We start from the raw sequence: 16,682 nt of genomic DNA, 5'->3' as shown, positions 1-16,682 counted from the left end.
CGGCAGCTCTAACGCAGGGTAACCCTATGAAAAATCCATCAACCAGAAGATGGAGCCAACACAGTGCCCGCTGCCCAAGAGTTTACCGAAATGCGTCGTCATAAACGGCAGAAGACCCGGCTTCGCGCAGGCCGCATTGTCGATTGTGACAATAACTTTCTCTGCGACTGCGTGATCAGTGACATGTCCCCCGGCGGCGCAAGACTTAAGCTGCCGGTGGATGTTGCATTGCCTGAGGAGATCATCCTCTTTGATGAACTTGAGAACACGGTAGCGCTGGCCACATTGCGCTGGCGCGCCGGGTCCAATGCAGGCATCGAATATGATGTACCGCCTGCCAAGGCGGCCCTGTTTTCAATGAACCGCCAGCGAGCCCTCGCACGGCGTTACTACGCTTTGAAGGACTGAGACTGCAGACGGCCTGCCCTTGACTTGAGCGGCCGGGTCTGAACAGTTCAGGCCAAGAGCCGGTTCATCGTGACCCGGCGTTAGTCGTGAGGCAGTCATGTTGAAGCCACTGGTGGCCGCAGTCTTTTCGCTGATGCTTGCCCTGACGGCACAGACCCAGGCAGAGGAAATGCAGATCAAGGATATTCAGATCGGCACCGGCACCGAAGCAGATGTCGGCAACACGGTCTTCGTGCATTACACCGGCTGGCTGATGGACGGCACCAAGTTTGACAGCAGCGTCGACCGCGGAACACCTTTCAGCTTCACGCTTGGCGAGCGCCGTGTGATCCCGGGCTGGGAACAGGGCGTTGTGGGCATGAAGGTTGGCGGCAAGCGCGAGCTGACCATTCCGCCGGAACTGGCCTATGGTCCGCGCGGCGCCGGCGGCGTCATTCCGCCCAACGCAACCCTGCGCTTCGAGATCGAACTTCTGGACGTGAAGGCCAAGAGCTTCACCGACCTCGATAACAATGCCCTGAAGGCCCGCATGGCCGCGGGCGTTCCGGTGATTGACATCCGCACCGAGGAAGAATGGCGTGAAACGGGCGTCATTCCCGGTTCGCACCTCGTCACGTTCTTCGATGCGGCCGGTCAGGTGAACCCGGACTTCGGCCCGGAGCTGGAGAAGATCATCGCGTCTCCGGATGATGAAGTCATCCTGCTGTGCCGTTCCGGCAACCGCAGCGGCATGCTGGCCAAGTATCTTTCCGAGCAGGCCGGCCTGACCAAGGTTGCGAATGTACAGGAAGGCATCATGAGCTGGATTGCCTCCGGCGGCGAAGTGGAAGCACCGAAGCTGCCGTAAGGACCGGATCTGGTCCAACGCTGATATCAGGGCCGGATGGCGTCAGCATCGCCAATCCGGCATATAATCTGCGGCCCGCCAGACTTTGTCCGGCGGGCCGCAGTCATGTTCAGGTGCCTGATACGGAGCTTGATCCGGTGCTGGGATCACGTATCGGTGGAGATATCGTCCCAGTCCTGCCCCATGTAGCCGATCAGCCAGTTCAACGTGTAATGACGCTCGTAGACTGTACTGGCATTCAGAGATGCAGGAGCCGGCTCGCCGGCCACCCGGGCATTCACAATAGCCCAGTGATACCGGTAGATCAGATCGGTAGCGTCCAGAATCTCTTTCTGCGGCCGCAGCCTCGCCTTCTTGCGCAGACCATCAGGTCCCAGATCCCGCAGCGTTGCAGCAAGCAGCGGCACATCCGTTATTGTGTCAGGCTTGCCAAGCTCATCATAAATGCCAAGCGCCCAGAGCAGCACATGCACAGACTCATAACGCCAGGTCAGTTGGTTGCGGTCATGTTCAGAAGGTTCGGGATTGTCGATGAAAGCCTGTTCGGCGGGGGAAAAATAGCCTTTCGCCCTGAACTGACGGACGAGCGCCTGCGACATCGCATGGTCTCCGGTCTCACCTTTCACCGCGACGATAGCCAGTGCGATCATGCGCCGGACGACCTCTTCCTCAGTGCGCCGCAGGCTTGTCCCGGTGGTTTCGATGACCGGAAGGTGATCTGTGTATTTGACCCCCTCCTCTTGCAGTATCGCAATGGAGCGCGCCTTCCGGTCTTGCGCCTCATCGGCAAGTACAGTGCTATTGGCGGCTACCAGCGATGGAAAGAGAAGCACTTTCAGGAAGGTAAAAAAGGATCTCATTCGTCAATCCCTGTTCTTTTTCAAAAATGGCATCAAGAACGGCATGAGAAAGCTTCATGCAACATGGATGGGCAAAGCCATATTGGCCGAACCTGTCCAGAAAATGTCATCAACCTGCACCTGATCAGAGTTCCGGGCAGAAACGGAGGATGAGCATTAGTTACCTGTTAACCTTGTTTTTCATGACAATTTTAACTTTCGGGGACGAGTCTGGCAAAGGGGGCAAACAGAGTTACGAAGGCCAGAACCATGACCCGCCGGCTGTCCGCAAAAGCAGTTCTTCTCGTTGCCGCCCTTTCGCTCGGCGGCTGCGGAACGGTTTCGGGGATCACCGGACTTGGCTGGATCACCCCATCGTCGGACAGGATCACCTACAACGACACAAAATGGTGCGTTCCGCGTGACCTCAAGCATGTCCTCAACCGCGTGTCGGACCGTTTCGGGCGGGTGACGGTGATGTCCACCAAGCGCTGGTGGCTGGAAAACTGGTGGAAGGGCGGTGCTGGCAATTCCTACCATCTCAATTGCCGCGCCGTGGATTTCCGCGTCAACGGCAATCCGCAGGAAGTACTCGCCTTCCTGCGCGCCCAGCCAGAGGTTGGCGGTTACAAGCGCTACTCCAGCGGCTTCTACCACATCGACAACGGCCCCCGCAGGACATGGTAGGCAAGCCGGGGCCAGGCTGCCCCGGCCTTTACTGGCATCAACCCAGTTCGCCCATTTCCAGCGCCATCTCCCAGGTCACCGGATCATAGCCCAGCAGTGTGCGGCCCTTGGCTTCTGCAATGGGGCGCTTGATGGTTGAGGGATGCTCAAGCATCAGGGCGATGGCGCTGGCATTGTCCTTGACCGCGTCCTGCACCTCATCCGGCAGCTTGCGCCATGTGGTGCCACGGCGGTTCAAAACCTGCTCCCAGCCGAAAGCTTCGACAAACTGCGCCAGTTTCGCCGCGTCCGCACCGTCCTTCTTGTAGTCATGGAAGGTGTAGGCCACACCGGCAGCATCCAGAAAGGCGCGGGCCTTCTTCACCGTGTCGCAGTTCTTGATTCCATAGACGATCATACGAGTCTCACTTCACGTTGATGGACATTGAGGGCCTCATAGCAGATTCATCAAGATATGGCGCGCCTGCGGCTGGCCTGATTGAAAGCTGCCGTATTCTGCCGTTTGCATCATTCCGCTTGCATGTTTCCCGTGCAGGCCCAAACTGCAGCAGCTTACGTGTATTTGCTCAAATCCCTTTTTCAAGAGAGTTCCATGGCACCACGGCAGATGCGCACGCCGCCCGGCAACGGATCACTGCAACAGCAGCTGCGGCTTTATTCCGGGCTGATCCTCTTTGTCTTTGCCAGCACCCATTTCCTCAACCACGCCCTCGGCAACATATCGCTGGACTGGATGCAGAAAGGTCAGGATCTGCGCCTCATCGTCTGGTGGTCATGGCCGGGAACCGTCGCCCTCTATGGCGCGCTGGCGGTGCATGTGGGACTTGCCCTGTGGCGCATCACAGCGCGGCGCACCTTCCGGATGCCCCTTTGGGAAGGGGTACAGATCCTTCTAGGCCTGTCCATTCCCTTTCTGCTGATCCGGCACATCTATATGACGCGTGGCGCGGTAGAGATTTACAACGCGCACATGGACTATCAGCATGAACTGTCCACGCTTTGGCCCGCCTCCGGCATCACCCAGAGCCTGCTGCTTCTGCTCGTGTGGCTGCACGGCTGCGTCGGCATTCATTTCTGGCTCCGGTTGAAGCCCTGGTATCCGCGCTGGAGCGGCACGCTTCTGACGCTGGCGGCAGCTGTGCCGCTTCTGTCGCTTACGGGCTGGATCAATGGCGCAAGACGGCTGGTTCTGGAAGGTCAGTACCAACTCAAGGTTACGGCGGAACAGACTGCTCAGCTGCAGGTCTACACCGATATCAGCCGTGTGGTGTTCTTTTCACTTCTTCTGCTGGCCTTGATCGTTTCGGTGGCCCGCCAGCTGGCACCGGCAGGGCGCAAGGCCTTCACCGTACACTATTTGGGAGAAAAGACCGTCCGTGCCAGACCCGGTCCAACCTTGCTCGAAATCAGCCGCATGCGCGGCGTACCTGTCATGTCCGTCTGCGGCGGGCGCGCCCGCTGCTCCACCTGCCGCACGCTGATTGTCTCTGGCAACGCAGGACTGCACGCCCCCGGCGAGACAGAGACGCATGTGCTCAAGCGCATACATGCAGGCAAGAATGTCCGCCTCGCCTGCCAGATCCGCCCAGAGGCGGACCTGGTTGTCCGTCCGCTGCTCCATGGAGGAACAGCCATTCCGCGGGAAGGCCTGCAGGACCGCTACCGCTGGGGCACGGAACAGCCGGTGGTCGTCATGTTCGTGGATCTACGCGGCTTCACCTCCTTGAGCGAGGGCAAACTCCCCTTCGACGTGGTCTTCATCCTCAACCGCTACGTCGACAGCGTGGTGCGCGTGATCCGGAACCAGAACGGGATGATCGACAAGGTGATGGGCGACGGCATCATGACGCTGTTCGGCATTGAAAGCACCTTTGAGCAAGGCTCCCGCGATGCTTTGCAGGCGATTGTGAACCTCTCTGCCGAGCTCAAGCATGTAAACCGGGATCTGGCTGCCCAGCTGAGCGGTCCCTTGCGGATTGCCGTCGGCCTGCATGGCGGCCCTGCCATTCTGGGCCGTATCGGCCTTGATGGGCGCAATGGTGTCGCTTCGGGCCTGACGGCACTTGGGGATGTGGTCAATGTCGCCAGCCGCCTGGAAGGCGTTGCCAAGGAACACAATGCGACCTGTGCCATTTCGCGCGATGTTCTGGCGGCTTCGGGCCTGTGGCTGGAGCCGTTGCGGCCCTTCCTCCATGTGCCGATCCGCGGACGGAAGGAACCGCTGGAGGTGGCCTGTGTGGAGAACCTGGCGCTGCTGCAGAGAGCCCTCGCAGGCAACAAGGCGGCCTGAGACGTTCAACGCAGGTCTCTGACAGATGGCTTGACGGGTTGTTGACTTGCCCCTCGCACATCCGGCGGCATAAAAGCCCGGACGATGATGGAGGACCCGGAGAGGGACATGGCGAGCCGTGAGTTCAGACTTCTGCAGGGCAGCACACCTGCCCTGCAGCGGATAAGGCTCGTCTCGGGCCTGATCCTCTTTACCTTCGCGTCCCTGCATTTTCTCAATCATGCTCTGGGGCTCGTGTCGCTGGAGGCGATGGAAGCCGGTCAGCGCTGGCGCACATTGCTCTGGCAGTCGCTTCCCGGCACGGCGGTGCTCTACGGCGCGTTGCTGGTTCATGTGTCTGCCGCGCTCTGGCGGATTGCCGGGCGGCGCACTTGGAAAATGCCTGTCTGGGAGGCCGCGCAGATTCTCCTCGGCCTCGTGATTCCCATCCAGCTGATCCAGCACATCGCCGTGACGCGTGGCGCGGCAGAGATTTTTGATGCCAGCAGGAACTATCAGAATATCCTGATGCTCATGTGGCCCGGCGCCGCTGTTGCGCAGACACTCCTGATGCTGGCGGTCTGGCTGCATGGCTGCATCGGCATTCACCACTGGCTGAAGCTGAAAGCCTGGTATCCGCGCTGGCAAATGCTGCTTTACGGGCTGGCAGTGGCGGTTCCCCTTCTGGCCACCAGCGGCTGGATCAATGCCGCACGCAGCCTGGTAGCTGACGGCAAGACGGCAACCTGGCTGCGAAGAGACCAACTGGATACACTGGCAACCTATATCGCGGCGGGAGAAGCCATATTTTTCATCGCTCTCGCCCTGGTCGCGGCGTGGCTGTTCTGGAGCCAGACCTCGAGCCGGATCGCACGCAGTCTGACGATCAGCTACGCTGGCGGGAAGACGCATAGAGTGAAGCCCGGAGCCACGCTTCTCGAAATCAGCCGCCTGACGGGCGAGCCGGTCCTGTCGGTCTGCGGCGGACGGGCGCGCTGCTCCACCTGCCGCACGCTCATCATCGAAGGGGGCGACTCCCTGCCGCCGCCAGACCAGGCCGAATTGCAGGTGCTCAAGCGTGTACAGGCGCCACCGAATGTGCGGCTCGCCTGCCAGATCAGGCCCCACGCCGATCTGACAGTCCGTCCGCTGCTGCGCGGCACCGGCACACAGATTGGGGATGCTGCACCAGAGAATCTGCGCTGGGGCACGGAGCAGCAGATCGCCGTGATGTTTGTCGATCTGCGCGGCTTCACGGCCCTGAGCGAGGGCAGACTGCCGTTCGATGTGGTCTTCATCCTCAACCGTTATGTGGACAGCGTCGCCCGTGTCATCCGCAGCCACGGCGGACAGGTCGACAAGGTCATGGGCGACGGCGTGATGGCCCTATTCGGCCTCAATGAGGGGCTCAGCAAAGGAGCTGCATCCGCCCTGCAATCCATTACTGCGCTTTGCAGCGAACTGGACGTCCTGAACCAGAGCCTAGCTCCCCAGCTGAGCAGTCCCTTGGAGCTTGCCATCGGCTTGCACGCAGGCCCTGCCATCCTGGGTCAGATCGGACTGGAGGAGAGCGCCGCAGGCGGCGGCTCGCTGACCGCGTTGGGTGACGTGGTAAATGTCGCCAGCCGCCTTGAAGGCGTGGCCAAGGATGCAAACGTGCTGGCGGCGATCTCACTGGACACTCTTGAAACTGCAGGCATCCGGCTTCCAACCTGTGAGTCCGTCAGGACTGTCAGCGTCAGGGGCCGCAGCCAGGCCATATCCGTGGCCTGCATCAGCAACGCGGCCTTGCTGCAAGAAGCACTGAACCTCACGCAGGAAGGAGATGCTGCCTGACTCAGGCCGTACCATGGGCAGATGGCGCAGCATGCCGCTTTAAGGACAGGAAAAGCGAGAAAATACAAATTTCTAGCTATGGACGGCCTGCCCCTCCATTGCGATGATGGGCTGAGCGGCAAACAGGCCGCCGGCCCCAGCTCACCCGCTCGAATATCTGCGGCCCGGAGGCTTGAGGCAGGCAGGCAAAACAGGACTCGGGCAGAGCACCCATGATCGCGAAATATTTTCTGGCAGGCGGCTTGTTGGCTGCCACGGCAACGGCTCTCCATGCGGAGGGCGTTACATTCCGTTATGCCTATCAGGGCGGACTGAACAGTCTTGACCCCTATTCGCTCAACGAAACCTTCTCGCTCTCCGCCCTCGGCAATGTCTATGAGGGGCTGGTGCGGCGGAACGAGAAGCTGGAGCTGGAACCAGCGCTGGCAGAGAGCTGGGAGATGCTGAGCCCGGTCCACTGGCGCTTTCACCTGCGCAAGGACGTTCACTTTCACGACGGCGGCACGCTGACAGCAGATGACGTGGTGTTTTCAGCCACACGTGCCCAGTCGCAGGGCTCTGACGTGGGTACACGTCTGCCCGCAGGCACACAAGCTGTGGCCGTTGACAGCCATACAGTCGACTTCCACCTGACGTCCCCTGCCCCGGCGCTGCCCGCCGAGTGGGAAACCTGGTACATCATGGACAAGGAGTGGACGGAGGCAAACGATGCTGTTCCGGTCACCTCAGCGTCCAGCGCGGCGCCGGGCGCCGCCGCCTTGAAGGCCAATGGCACCGGCCCCTACCGGATCATCAGCCACGAACCCGGCCTGAAGACCGTCTATGAGAAGAACCCCGCCTGGTGGGACGCCACGACAGGCTTGCCGGACCGGGTCGAGTTCTCCGCCCTCACATCCGGCCCCACCCGTGTTGCTGCCCTGCTTTCAGGCGAGCTGGACATGATCTATCCGGTGCCGGTGCAGGACATTGCACGCGTGGAACAAAACCCATCCACCCAGGTGCTTAGCGGCCCGGAATTGCGCACGCTGTTTCTGGGCCTCGATCAAAGCCGGGACGAACTGCTTTACGCCAGTGTGAAGGGCAGCAATCCGTTCAAGGATGTGCGGGTGCGCAAGGCCGTCTATCAGGCCATAGACGTGGATGCCATCAGCAGCAAGATCATGCGCGGCACAGCCGAACCTGCCGCCCTTATCGTCAGCCCGGCACTGTTCTCCCGCTCCGACGAGTTCTCCCGGCTGCCTTTCGATCCGGAAGCTTCCCGGCGCCTGCTTGCAGAAGCGGGATATCCGGATGGTTTTTCGCTGACACTCGATTGCCCGAATGACCGGTATGTCAACGACGCCAGCATTTGCGAAGCAGTGGCGTCCATGCTCTCGAAAGTTGGCATCAAGACCCGAGCGGATATCCAGCCCAAGGCCAAATACTTCGGCCGCATCCTGCCCACGGGCGGCTATGACACGTCCTTCTATCTGCTCGGCTGGACTCCGGCTGACTTCGACAGCCTCAGCCTGCTGCAAGCGGTTGCCATGTGCCGCAACACAGCCACGGGAGAGGGGGCGTTCAACATCGGCGGTTACTGCAACGAGCAGGCAGATGCCCTGATCCGTCAGCTTGCCGGCGAGGAAGACAAGGACCGGCGCGCAGACCTCACCGCGCAAATCTACACTCTGCTCAACGCAGACGCAGCCTATATCCCGCTGCATCAGCAGAAGCTGGCCTGGGGCGTCTCAAACCGCTTCCATGTGGAGCAGCGGGCCGATGACCAGTTCCTGTTCCGCTTCATCCGGCAGCAATAACCGGCCAACGGAGCTTTAGCGCCCCGTTATCGAGACAAAAAAGAGGGGAAGCACCTAGCCTCCCCTCGATACCTCATGCCCGTTCAATCGCTTGCACTAAGAACCGGCCCTTAAATACGTCAGGCCCACTTAAATTCCGTAAGGTCATGCTACCGCATCGCACCATAAAATAAAGCCTCAACTTGAGGAAATTTTGAGCAAAATCAGCCAGAAACTGCCGAAAATTGCTGCATTGCAACACCTCTTGACCTTCCAGCGACTGGAAGCCCTACTTTGGGCAAGATCACGCGATTCAACGTACCGGCTGGCAATCGCCAGGGGCCGGTACAGGCAAAAGGAACAGCAGTCATGACATCCGCAGATCTCTCAAGCCCCCGCCAGCTGATGCTCGATGTGTCCGGCATGACTTGCGGCGGCTGTGCCGCAAGTGTGCAGCGTCTTCTTTCTGGTATGGACGGTGTCGCTGACGCCAGTGTCGATCTGGCCGCCAAGAGCGCGACCCTGACCGTGACGAAAGATGTCCCTGTGCCGGACATGATTACCGTTCTCGAAAATGCCGGCTTCTCTGCCCAGCTGCGAGAGGAATGACCCGAAATGTCCCCTGCAAACTCCCGCCGCACTCAAGAACTGACGCTCGACATCTCGGGGATGACTTGCGGCAGCTGCGCCGTGCGGCTTCAACGCTCCCTGTCAGCCGTTGACGGTGTGGCAGAAGCAAATGTGAATCTTGCGCTCGAGAATGCCCGGCTGGCGCTGGTCCGGGACATTCCGGTGCCGGAGCTGATCGCCGCCGTGGAAAAGGCAGGCTTCTCGGCCCGCCTGCATGAGGATGAAGTTGCCAAGGCACGGGCAGAGCGTGAGAAGGCAGAAGCCGCCGCACGCGCGGAGGACCGGAAAGCCTTCCTGTTGTTCGTGATGGGAGCCGCGTTTTCCTTGCCGCTGGTTGTCTCCATGGCGCTGATGCCTTTCGGCATTCACTGGATGGTTCCCGGCATGCTGCAGCTGCTTCTGGCAACCCCGGTGCAGATTCTGCTGGGCGCCCGCTTCTATCGCGGCGCATTCAAAGCCGTGCTTTCGGGCGGCGCCAACATGGACGTGCTGGTCGCCCTTGGTACGTCTGCCGCCTATGGCTACAGCCTTTACCGCATCTTCGTGCCGGACCCGTCCGGCGCGGAACATCTTTATTTCGAAGCGTCCATGGTCATCCTGACGCTGGTTCTGCTCGGCAAGCTGCTGGAAAACCGCGCCCGGCGCGCCACCTCTGCCGCCGTGCGGGCTCTGATGGCGCTACGCCCGGAGACAGCCAACAAAATTGAAGGCGATACAGTCACCACCGTTCCCATTACGGAAATCCGTCTGGGTGACAGGGTGCTGGTGCGCCCTGGCGAAAGAGTGCCGGTGGACGGCCAGATCGAGAAGGGCAAGAGCGAGCTGGACGAGACGCTGATCACCGGCGAAAGCCTGCCCGTGACCCGGGCAGCCGGCGATCACGTCACCGCAGGCACCATCAACGGCTCCGGGGCTCTCACGGTTGAAGTGATGGCGCTTGGCGAGGAAACGGTCCTCGCCCGCATCATCAAGCTGGTCGAGACGGCGCAAGGGCGCAAGGCGCCGGTGCAGAAGCTTGTCGACAAGGTGTCCGCCATTTTTGTGCCGGTAATCATCGTGTTTGCTCTTCTCACCTTTGCCGGATGGATGCTCTGGGGCGGCAGCCTTGATGCAGCAATCGGCGCCAGTGTTGCCGTGCTCGTCATCGCCTGTCCCTGTGCCCTGGGCCTTGCCACACCCACGGCCCTTGTGGCCGGAACAGGTGCTGCGGCGCGGGCGGGCATTCTCATCCGCGATATCGAGGCGCTGGAAGTGGCGCACCGGCTGAAGCTGGTGGCCTTTGACAAGACGGGAACCCTGACGCGCGGCGCCCCTGCGGTCACCGATGTCGTCGCCTTTGACCGGGACAATGACGGCCTGCTGGCCGCTGCCGCCTCTGCCCAGCTCTCCAGCGAACATCCGCTTGCGCGCGCCATGGTGGAGGCTGCCAAGGCCAAGGGGCTGCCACTGTCCACGCCGGAAGAGTTCGAAGCGGTGCCGGGCGAAGGCATTGCCGCAATGCTGGGCGGGCATTCGCTTGTCATCGGCAACCGGACCCTGATGGACCGCTTGAAAGTGGAGAGCATCACCGCCGAATCCATCCGCAAGTCTCTGGAGGGCGAAGGCAAGACCAGCGTTCTTGTAGCGCTTGATGGACGTGCCGTGGGTGTCGTCGCCTTTTCTGACACGCTGCGTGAGACCTCTGCGCAAGCAATCCAGGAGCTGCGGGAGATGGGCATCCGTACGGTGATGATCACGGGTGACAGTGAAACCGTCGCTCGCAAGGTGGCCGCAGAGACCGGCCTTGACGAAGTGCGTGCAGGCGTGCGCCCCGATGGCAAGGCCAAGGCGATCGAGGCCTTGCGTGCGGAAGCAGGCGGTGCTGTCGGCATGGTGGGGGACGGGCTGAATGATGCGCCTGCACTCGCCGCCGCCGACATTGGCATTGCCATGGGCTCGGGCGTTGATGTGGCCATGGAAGCGGCAGGCATCACACTGATGCGCTCGGACCCTCTGATGGTGGCAGCGGCCGTGCGTGTTTCCAAGGCGACGCTGGCGAAGATCCGGCAGAACCTGTTCTGGGCCTTTGCCTATAATGTCATCGGCATTCCGCTGGCGGCGTTTGGCATGCTGTCACCGGCGCTGGCCGGGGCTGCAATGGCGCTCAGCTCGGTTTCCGTTGTGACCAATGCAGGCCTGCTGAAGCGCTGGAAACCTTGAACTTTTTGCAAGGTTCCCCAAGCATACTCGTTTCAGCTGACCGATTGCCCACTTGACGGTTACGTAAACGGTATGCTTGGGTCAGCGCAGAGGAAATTGAAGCCTCATGACTTTTACGGCAGGGCGAAGAGCCGCCCTGCCCCATGGGAGATGGACCGAATGAGCCTGCAGGAACTGACTGAAGCCGTGCGTGCAAAAGTGGCTGGCGGCGGCATTGATGACACCGTGAAATTTGACTGTGGCAGCGATGGCGTCATTTTCCTCGACGGTTCGACCGTCACCAACGAGGACAAGGATGCCGACTGCACCATCAAGATCTCGTCGGAAAACCTCGCCGACCTGCTGGCTGGCGAGCTGAATCCGACGATGGCCTTCATGACCGGCAAGATCAAGGTCGAGGGTAACATGGCCGTCGCCATGAAGCTCGGCAGCATCGTCTGAAAGAAGCGCCCGGAACCAGAAGAGGCGGCTCCGTCCCTGGACGGGGCCAAGCCCATCGGGGCAAGTCTTTCCATCGCCATATCGGGCAGGTGAGGTGAGATCCTGTCTCTGTGCCTTGAGCACGGGCAAAAGCCACGCCCCCTAACAGGGCAGACCGTGGTCTATGATTCGCCGTCTCATTCACAAAACATGAGCTTGTCGCCATGCCTCAAATCACAACCGGCTCCTGTCAGTGTGGCACCGTTGCATTTCAGATCTCAGGTGAGTTTGAAAGTTTCTTTCTGTGTCACTGCAAGCGCTGCCAGAAAGACACCGGATCGGCACATGCGGCCAATCTGTTCTCGACATCGGCGGCCATAATCTGGGTCTCGGGCCGTGAGAGCATCCAGACATACCGGGTTCCGGAAACCAGACACGAGAAGAGCTTTTGCACCAAATGCGGGTCCCCTGTTCCAGCTGTGCATCAGGAGGGTGCTCTGCTGCAGGTGCCCGCCGGGAGCCTTGATAGTCCAGTCACCATCCGGCCCAATGCGCATATTTGCTGCGCAAGCCGTGCGGATTGGGACAATGGCCTGGAAGAGATCGCGAAGATCGACGGACTGCCAGGTTAGCTTGGGGCAGGTCAGCTCAAGGGCCTACGAGAGGCCCTGACAGCGCGATTCCGTTTAATCAGCGCCTTCTGTCCTTAGTCGCGGGGGCGTTCCCCGGTGTAGATGGCACGGGGGCGGATCTGCTCATGGGCGGCATATTGCTCTAGCGCGTGGGCAACCCAACCCACCATACGGCCGGCACAGAAGATGGTCTTGCCCGCTTGTGGCGGCAAACCGAGAGCGCGCCGCAGCACAGCAAAGGCAAAGTCGATGTTCGGCTCCAGACCGAACAGATCCCGCGCCAGCTTGCAGACCATGGCCGCCAGTTCTGCGGCAGAACCGCCCCCTTCTTCGCTTTCAGCATGTCCAGCAACATGTCTCCACGCGGGTCCTTTCCACGGTAGACCGAATGGCCGAAACCATGCAGCGGCTCGCCCAGCATCAGCCTCTCGTGCAACACAGCCTCTGCATCTGCGGCTGACTGGATCTGATCAAACCACAGGCCAACCCTGTCGGACGCCGCCCCATGCCGGGGGCCGGTGAAAGCCCCTGCACCTGCAATCAGCGCCGCATGCAAGGGCGCACGGGTGGAGGCGGCGCAGCGTACGGTGAATGCGCTGGTATTAAGCTCATGATCGGCGGAGAGAACGAGCGCCGCCCGGATCAGATCCGCTCCATCTGCAGCAGAAACGTCCCCTGAGCCAGAACGGCCGGGCACCAGCCAGCAATCTGCCAATTGCTCATGCACCGGCAGGCTCGACACTTCCGCCCTGCCCAGCAGCGCCGCAGCCGCCACACGCACGAAAGCGGCCCCTTTTCGCACCAGCAACTGGGGTGAACGCGTGTAAGCGGAAGGATCCGACACAGGCCATGCGGCCAGAGCCGTCATCAGCCGCTCCACCGCACCCATGCCGTCCGGAAAGAACGGCATGGGCATGCTGATCTCCCCGGCGAAGGGATCATCCTCGCAATCCCAGAGCAGCGCCGCCGTCGCCTCAAGCGTCAGGCTTTTTGCAAGATCGGTAGCACGGTGCCCACGGTACCAGGGCCCATCCGCAGCAATGTGGGTCAGCCGCGTTTCCAGAACAGGATCGCCGGACAGTGGCCTTGCCCCACCCTGAGGCTCGGGCCTGTCGCGCTGCACCAGCAGCTTGCGGATGTCACTGGCATCATAGCGCTTCTGCTTGCCCGGCCCTGGCACGGAGCGGATCAGGCCACGGCTGACATAGGCATAGAGGGTGGCCGGCTGGATGCCGAGCTCGGCGACAGCTTCACGGGCGGAGAGATAAAGCGTCTGGTTCATATATTGATTGTATCTATCAATATTGACCACATCAAGCATTCCTCCTTTCATGACGGCCAGACAGTCTGAAAGGGAGTTTTCCATGACGATCGCTTACCCCAACCCGGTTTTCACCGGCGCGCAGGCCGAAGGCCTCGATGGCGTGACCGCAGCTGCAACGATCCTCAGCGAAGTGGATGGTGCTGGCGGACGGCTGGTGCTGCGTGGCAGACCGATCGAAGATCTCGCCGGAAAGCTCACCTTTGAAGAGGCGGCCAGCTTCTTCTGGGCTGATATCCTGCGCGTGCCGCGCGGCGCGGAGCTGACGGCCCGCTTTGCCGAGGCCCGCGCAACGGCGGCCCGTGCCCTGCCCGTGCTGCTGGCTGCGTCACCGAAGCTCGGCACCTATGAACTGATGCGTCTGGGCCTTTCGGCGCTCGCCAACGAAGGCGCGGATGAGGACCCTGTGGTGCTCTGCGGCAGCCTGCCCGTGTTTCTGGCCGCAGGCTGGCGGATCAGCCAAGGACTTGCCCCGGTGATGCCCGACCTCAGCCTGCGCACCTCGGAAGACATGTTGCGCATGCTGACACGCAAGGCATCTGACACACGCGCTGCAGCAGCCATTGACCGCTATCTCGTGACCATTCTCGACCACGGGTTCAACGCCTCCACATTCACCGCCCGCGTCATTGCCTCAACAGGGGCGGACATGGCTTCTGCCATCATTGGCGCCATGGGGGCATTGAAAGGCCCGCTTCACGGCGGAGCACCCGGGCCCGTGCTTGACATGCTGGATGCCATCGGCACATCAGACCGGGCAGAGCCCTGGATCGAACGGGCACTGAAGGAAGGCAAGCGGCTGATGGGCTTCGGCCACCGCATCTACCGCACCCGTGACCCGCGCGCCGATGTGCTGAAGGCAGGCCTTGCGGAACTGCCCTCCAACGCCGGCCGGCTGGTGCTGGCTCAAGCGGTGGAACAGGCGGCGCTTGCTGCACTCGCCCGCCATAAACCGGACAGGCCCTTGCAGACGAATGTTGAGTACTACACAGCCGTGATGCTGGAGGCTGCGGGTCTGGACCGCAGCCTGTTCACGCCCCTGTTCGCCGTGGGCCGTGCCGTCGGCTGGTGCGGCCATGTGGCGGAGCAGCGCGCGACCGGCCGCCTCATTCGCCCGGCTTCGCGCTATGTGGGGCCAGTAGCAGCCTGAGCAAGCAAGCCTCCTGCCGTCAGGCGGCGGCGGCCGAACGTGCCTGCCGCCGGTCCTCCCGGATCATCGCCGCGCCCTTGTCCGCGATCATCACAGTGGGCGCGTTGGTGTTGCCGGAGGTGATCAACGGCATGACGGAGGCATCCACAACGCGCAGGCCTTCAATGCCCCGCACCCGCAGCCGGCCGTCCACCACGCTGGCCTCGTCCGCTCCCATGCGGCATGTGCTGGTGGGATGGAAGATGGTGGTGCCGATATCGCCGGCCGCCCGCGCCAGTTCCTCATCACTCTGGAGAGAGGCACCAGGCAGGTATTCCTCCGGCCGGTAGCGGGCCATGGCCGGGGCCTCCATGATCCGCCGGGTCAGGCGGATACTGTCCGCCGCCACCTGCCGGTCAGCCGCAGCGGACAGATAGTTCGGCCGGATCTCTGGCTGGTCCTTTGCATGGCCTGTCAGCGCATGCACGTGTCCACGGCTCTCGGGCCGCAGATTGCAGACGCTGGCGGTAATCGCCGGGAAGGGATGCAGCGGTTCGCCGAACTTGTCGAGCGACAGCGGCTGCACGTGATACTCGATGTTGGCCGTCTCGAAGGACGGATCAGACTTGGCAAAGACGCCAAGCTGGCTTGGCGCCATGGACATGGGGCCGGAGCGGTTCAACGCATATTCCAGCGCGATGCGCGCCTTGCCGAAGATGTTGCCCGCCATCTGGTTCAGCGTCTTTGCCCCATGCACCTTGAAGATAGTACGCAGCTGCAAATGATCCTGAAGGTTCTCGCCGACCTCCGGCAGGGAATGCCGGACGGTGACACCGATGCGGTCCAGCACGTCCGGATTGCCAATGCCCGACAGCTCCAGAATATGCGGTGACTTCACGGCCCCCGCTGCAAGGATCACTTCGCCCGTTACCCTTGCCGTCGCGGGCTGGCCCTTCACCGTCAGGGCAACACCGGATGCACGGCGGCCGTCCATGAGGACGCTGCTCACTTCCGCATGAGTGACCACGCGCAGGTTGGGCCGGTTCAGCGCCGGGCGCAGGAAGCCCTTGGCCGTGTTCCAGCGGATACCGTGCTTCTGGTTCACCTGAAAATAGGACGAGCCGAAATTGTCGCCCCGGTTGAAGTCATCCACCTTGGGGATGCCCGTTTCGGCGCAGGCCTCACGGAAGCTGTCCAGCACGTCCCAGGACAGGCGCTGCTGCTCCACGCGGAGCCCGCCGCCCTGTCCATGCAGTTCATCATTCCACTGATAGTGGTCCTCGCAGGCGCGGAAATGCGGCAGCACATCCTCCCAGCCCCAACCGGCGAGGCCAAGCTGGCGCCAGCCGTCATAATCTCTGGCCTGCCCGCGCATGTAGATCATGCCATTGATCGACGAACAGCCGCCCAGCACCTTGCCACGCGGATAGTTGAGTGCCCGCCCGTTCAGCCCCGGTTCCGCCGCCGTGCGGAAGCACCAGTCGGTACGCGGATTGCCCATGCAGTAGAGATAGCCGACGGGAATATGAATCCAGTGATAGCTATCGCGCCCGCCCGCTTCCAGCAGAAGGACCCGGATATCCGGGTCCTGCGACAACCGGTTCGCCAGAACGCAGCCCGCCGAGCCCGCGCCGACGATCACATAATCCCACTCGCCCAGATCCTGCATGTTTCCACCCGTGTTCTTTGG

At 61.6% G+C, this 16,682-nt stretch carries 15 protein-coding genes and 1 pseudogene; 11 read left to right on the top strand and 5 right to left on the bottom strand.

The window, feature by feature from the left end:
• The first annotated feature begins 63 nt into the window (after window positions 1-63).
• Window positions 64-408, top strand: coding sequence for a PilZ domain-containing protein (locus ACQB61_RS00525; RefSeq protein WP_430511050.1), 345 nt, complete (start codon window positions 64-66; stop codon window positions 406-408).
• Between the two features lie 97 nt (window positions 409-505).
• Window positions 506-1,255 (top strand): FKBP-type peptidyl-prolyl cis-trans isomerase, encoded by a 750-nt coding sequence (locus tag ACQB61_RS00520; RefSeq protein WP_430511049.1) that lies wholly within the window; start codon window positions 506-508, stop codon window positions 1,253-1,255.
• A 146-nt stretch (window positions 1,256-1,401) separates the two neighbouring features.
• Here the strand turns inward: ACQB61_RS00520 and ACQB61_RS00515 are convergent, their stop codons facing one another.
• Entirely contained in the window at window positions 1,402-2,115 is a 714-nt protein-coding gene (locus ACQB61_RS00515; RefSeq protein WP_430511048.1) for a DUF4272 domain-containing protein, read from the bottom strand.
• Window positions 2,116-2,364: 249 nt separating this feature from the next.
• On the opposite strand from ACQB61_RS00515, the gene ACQB61_RS00510 reads away from it, so the two are divergent.
• Window positions 2,365-2,781, top strand: a complete 417-nt coding sequence (locus tag ACQB61_RS00510; protein WP_430511047.1) for a YcbK family protein — start codon at window positions 2,365-2,367, stop codon at window positions 2,779-2,781.
• 37 nt (window positions 2,782-2,818) lie between these two features.
• Here ACQB61_RS00510 and ACQB61_RS00505 read toward each other — a convergent pair whose 3' ends face one another.
• Window positions 2,819-3,178 carry an ArsC family reductase gene (locus ACQB61_RS00505; protein ID WP_430511046.1) on the bottom strand — a complete coding sequence of 120 codons (360 nt, stop codon included), beginning with the start codon at window positions 3,176-3,178 and terminating at the stop codon, window positions 2,819-2,821.
• A gap of 195 nt (window positions 3,179-3,373) precedes the next feature.
• Between ACQB61_RS00505 and ACQB61_RS00500 the strand changes: the two genes are divergently transcribed.
• From ACQB61_RS00500 to ACQB61_RS00470, 7 genes are all read left to right on the top strand, one after another.
• Window positions 3,374-5,071: an adenylate/guanylate cyclase domain-containing protein gene (locus ACQB61_RS00500; RefSeq protein WP_430511045.1), complete on the top strand. Its 1,698-nt coding sequence runs from the start codon at window positions 3,374-3,376 to the stop codon at window positions 5,069-5,071.
• A 108-nt stretch (window positions 5,072-5,179) separates the two neighbouring features.
• The gene (locus ACQB61_RS00495) at window positions 5,180-6,886 is read left to right on the top strand and encodes an adenylate/guanylate cyclase domain-containing protein (protein WP_430511044.1); all 1,707 of its coding nucleotides are present in this window, start codon (window positions 5,180-5,182) and stop codon (window positions 6,884-6,886) included.
• A gap of 212 nt (window positions 6,887-7,098) precedes the next feature.
• Window positions 7,099-8,682 (top strand): ABC transporter substrate-binding protein, encoded by a 1,584-nt coding sequence (locus ACQB61_RS00490; RefSeq protein WP_430511043.1) that lies wholly within the window; start codon window positions 7,099-7,101, stop codon window positions 8,680-8,682.
• A gap of 348 nt (window positions 8,683-9,030) precedes the next feature.
• Entirely contained in the window at window positions 9,031-9,270 is a 240-nt protein-coding gene (locus ACQB61_RS00485) for a heavy-metal-associated domain-containing protein (RefSeq protein ID WP_430511042.1), read from the top strand.
• A 6-nt stretch (window positions 9,271-9,276) separates the two neighbouring features.
• Complete coding sequence (locus ACQB61_RS00480; protein ID WP_430511041.1) at window positions 9,277-11,490, top strand: heavy metal translocating P-type ATPase; 2,214 nt, start codon at window positions 9,277-9,279, stop codon at window positions 11,488-11,490.
• A 159-nt stretch (window positions 11,491-11,649) separates the two neighbouring features.
• On the top strand, window positions 11,650-11,931 hold the full coding sequence (locus ACQB61_RS00475) for an SCP2 sterol-binding domain-containing protein (protein ID WP_430511040.1): 282 nt from the start codon (window positions 11,650-11,652) through the stop codon (window positions 11,929-11,931).
• A 203-nt stretch (window positions 11,932-12,134) separates the two neighbouring features.
• Window positions 12,135-12,542: a GFA family protein gene (locus tag ACQB61_RS00470; protein WP_430511039.1), complete on the top strand. Its 408-nt coding sequence runs from the start codon at window positions 12,135-12,137 to the stop codon at window positions 12,540-12,542.
• A 74-nt stretch (window positions 12,543-12,616) separates the two neighbouring features.
• On the opposite strand, the gene ACQB61_RS00465 is transcribed toward ACQB61_RS00470, so the two are convergent.
• Both ACQB61_RS00465 and ACQB61_RS00460 read right to left on the bottom strand, forming a co-directional pair.
• Window positions 12,617-12,838: a citrate/2-methylcitrate synthase gene (locus ACQB61_RS00465; RefSeq protein WP_430511038.1), complete on the bottom strand. Its 222-nt coding sequence runs from the start codon at window positions 12,836-12,838 to the stop codon at window positions 12,617-12,619.
• A 95-nt stretch (window positions 12,839-12,933) separates the two neighbouring features.
• Window positions 12,934-13,824 (bottom strand): annotated as a pseudogene (locus ACQB61_RS00460) (citrate/2-methylcitrate synthase); the annotation flags it as partial.
• Between the two features lie 82 nt (window positions 13,825-13,906).
• On the opposite strand from ACQB61_RS00460, the gene ACQB61_RS00455 reads away from it, so the two are divergent.
• Complete coding sequence (locus ACQB61_RS00455) at window positions 13,907-15,013, top strand: citrate synthase/methylcitrate synthase (RefSeq protein WP_430511037.1); 1,107 nt, start codon at window positions 13,907-13,909, stop codon at window positions 15,011-15,013.
• 19 nt (window positions 15,014-15,032) lie between these two features.
• On the opposite strand, the gene ACQB61_RS00450 is transcribed toward ACQB61_RS00455, so the two are convergent.
• Window positions 15,033-16,661 (bottom strand): GMC family oxidoreductase, encoded by a 1,629-nt coding sequence (locus ACQB61_RS00450; RefSeq protein ID WP_430514250.1) that lies wholly within the window; start codon window positions 16,659-16,661, stop codon window positions 15,033-15,035.
• Window positions 16,662-16,682: the final 21 nt, after the last annotated feature.

This window comes from Pannonibacter phragmitetus (assembly GCF_050510895.1).
Taxonomy (GTDB): domain Bacteria; phylum Pseudomonadota; class Alphaproteobacteria; order Rhizobiales; family Stappiaceae; genus Pannonibacter; species Pannonibacter phragmitetus_B.
Note: the sequence above shows the minus strand (reverse complement) of the source record. Positions and strands in the feature narration are given on the sequence as shown.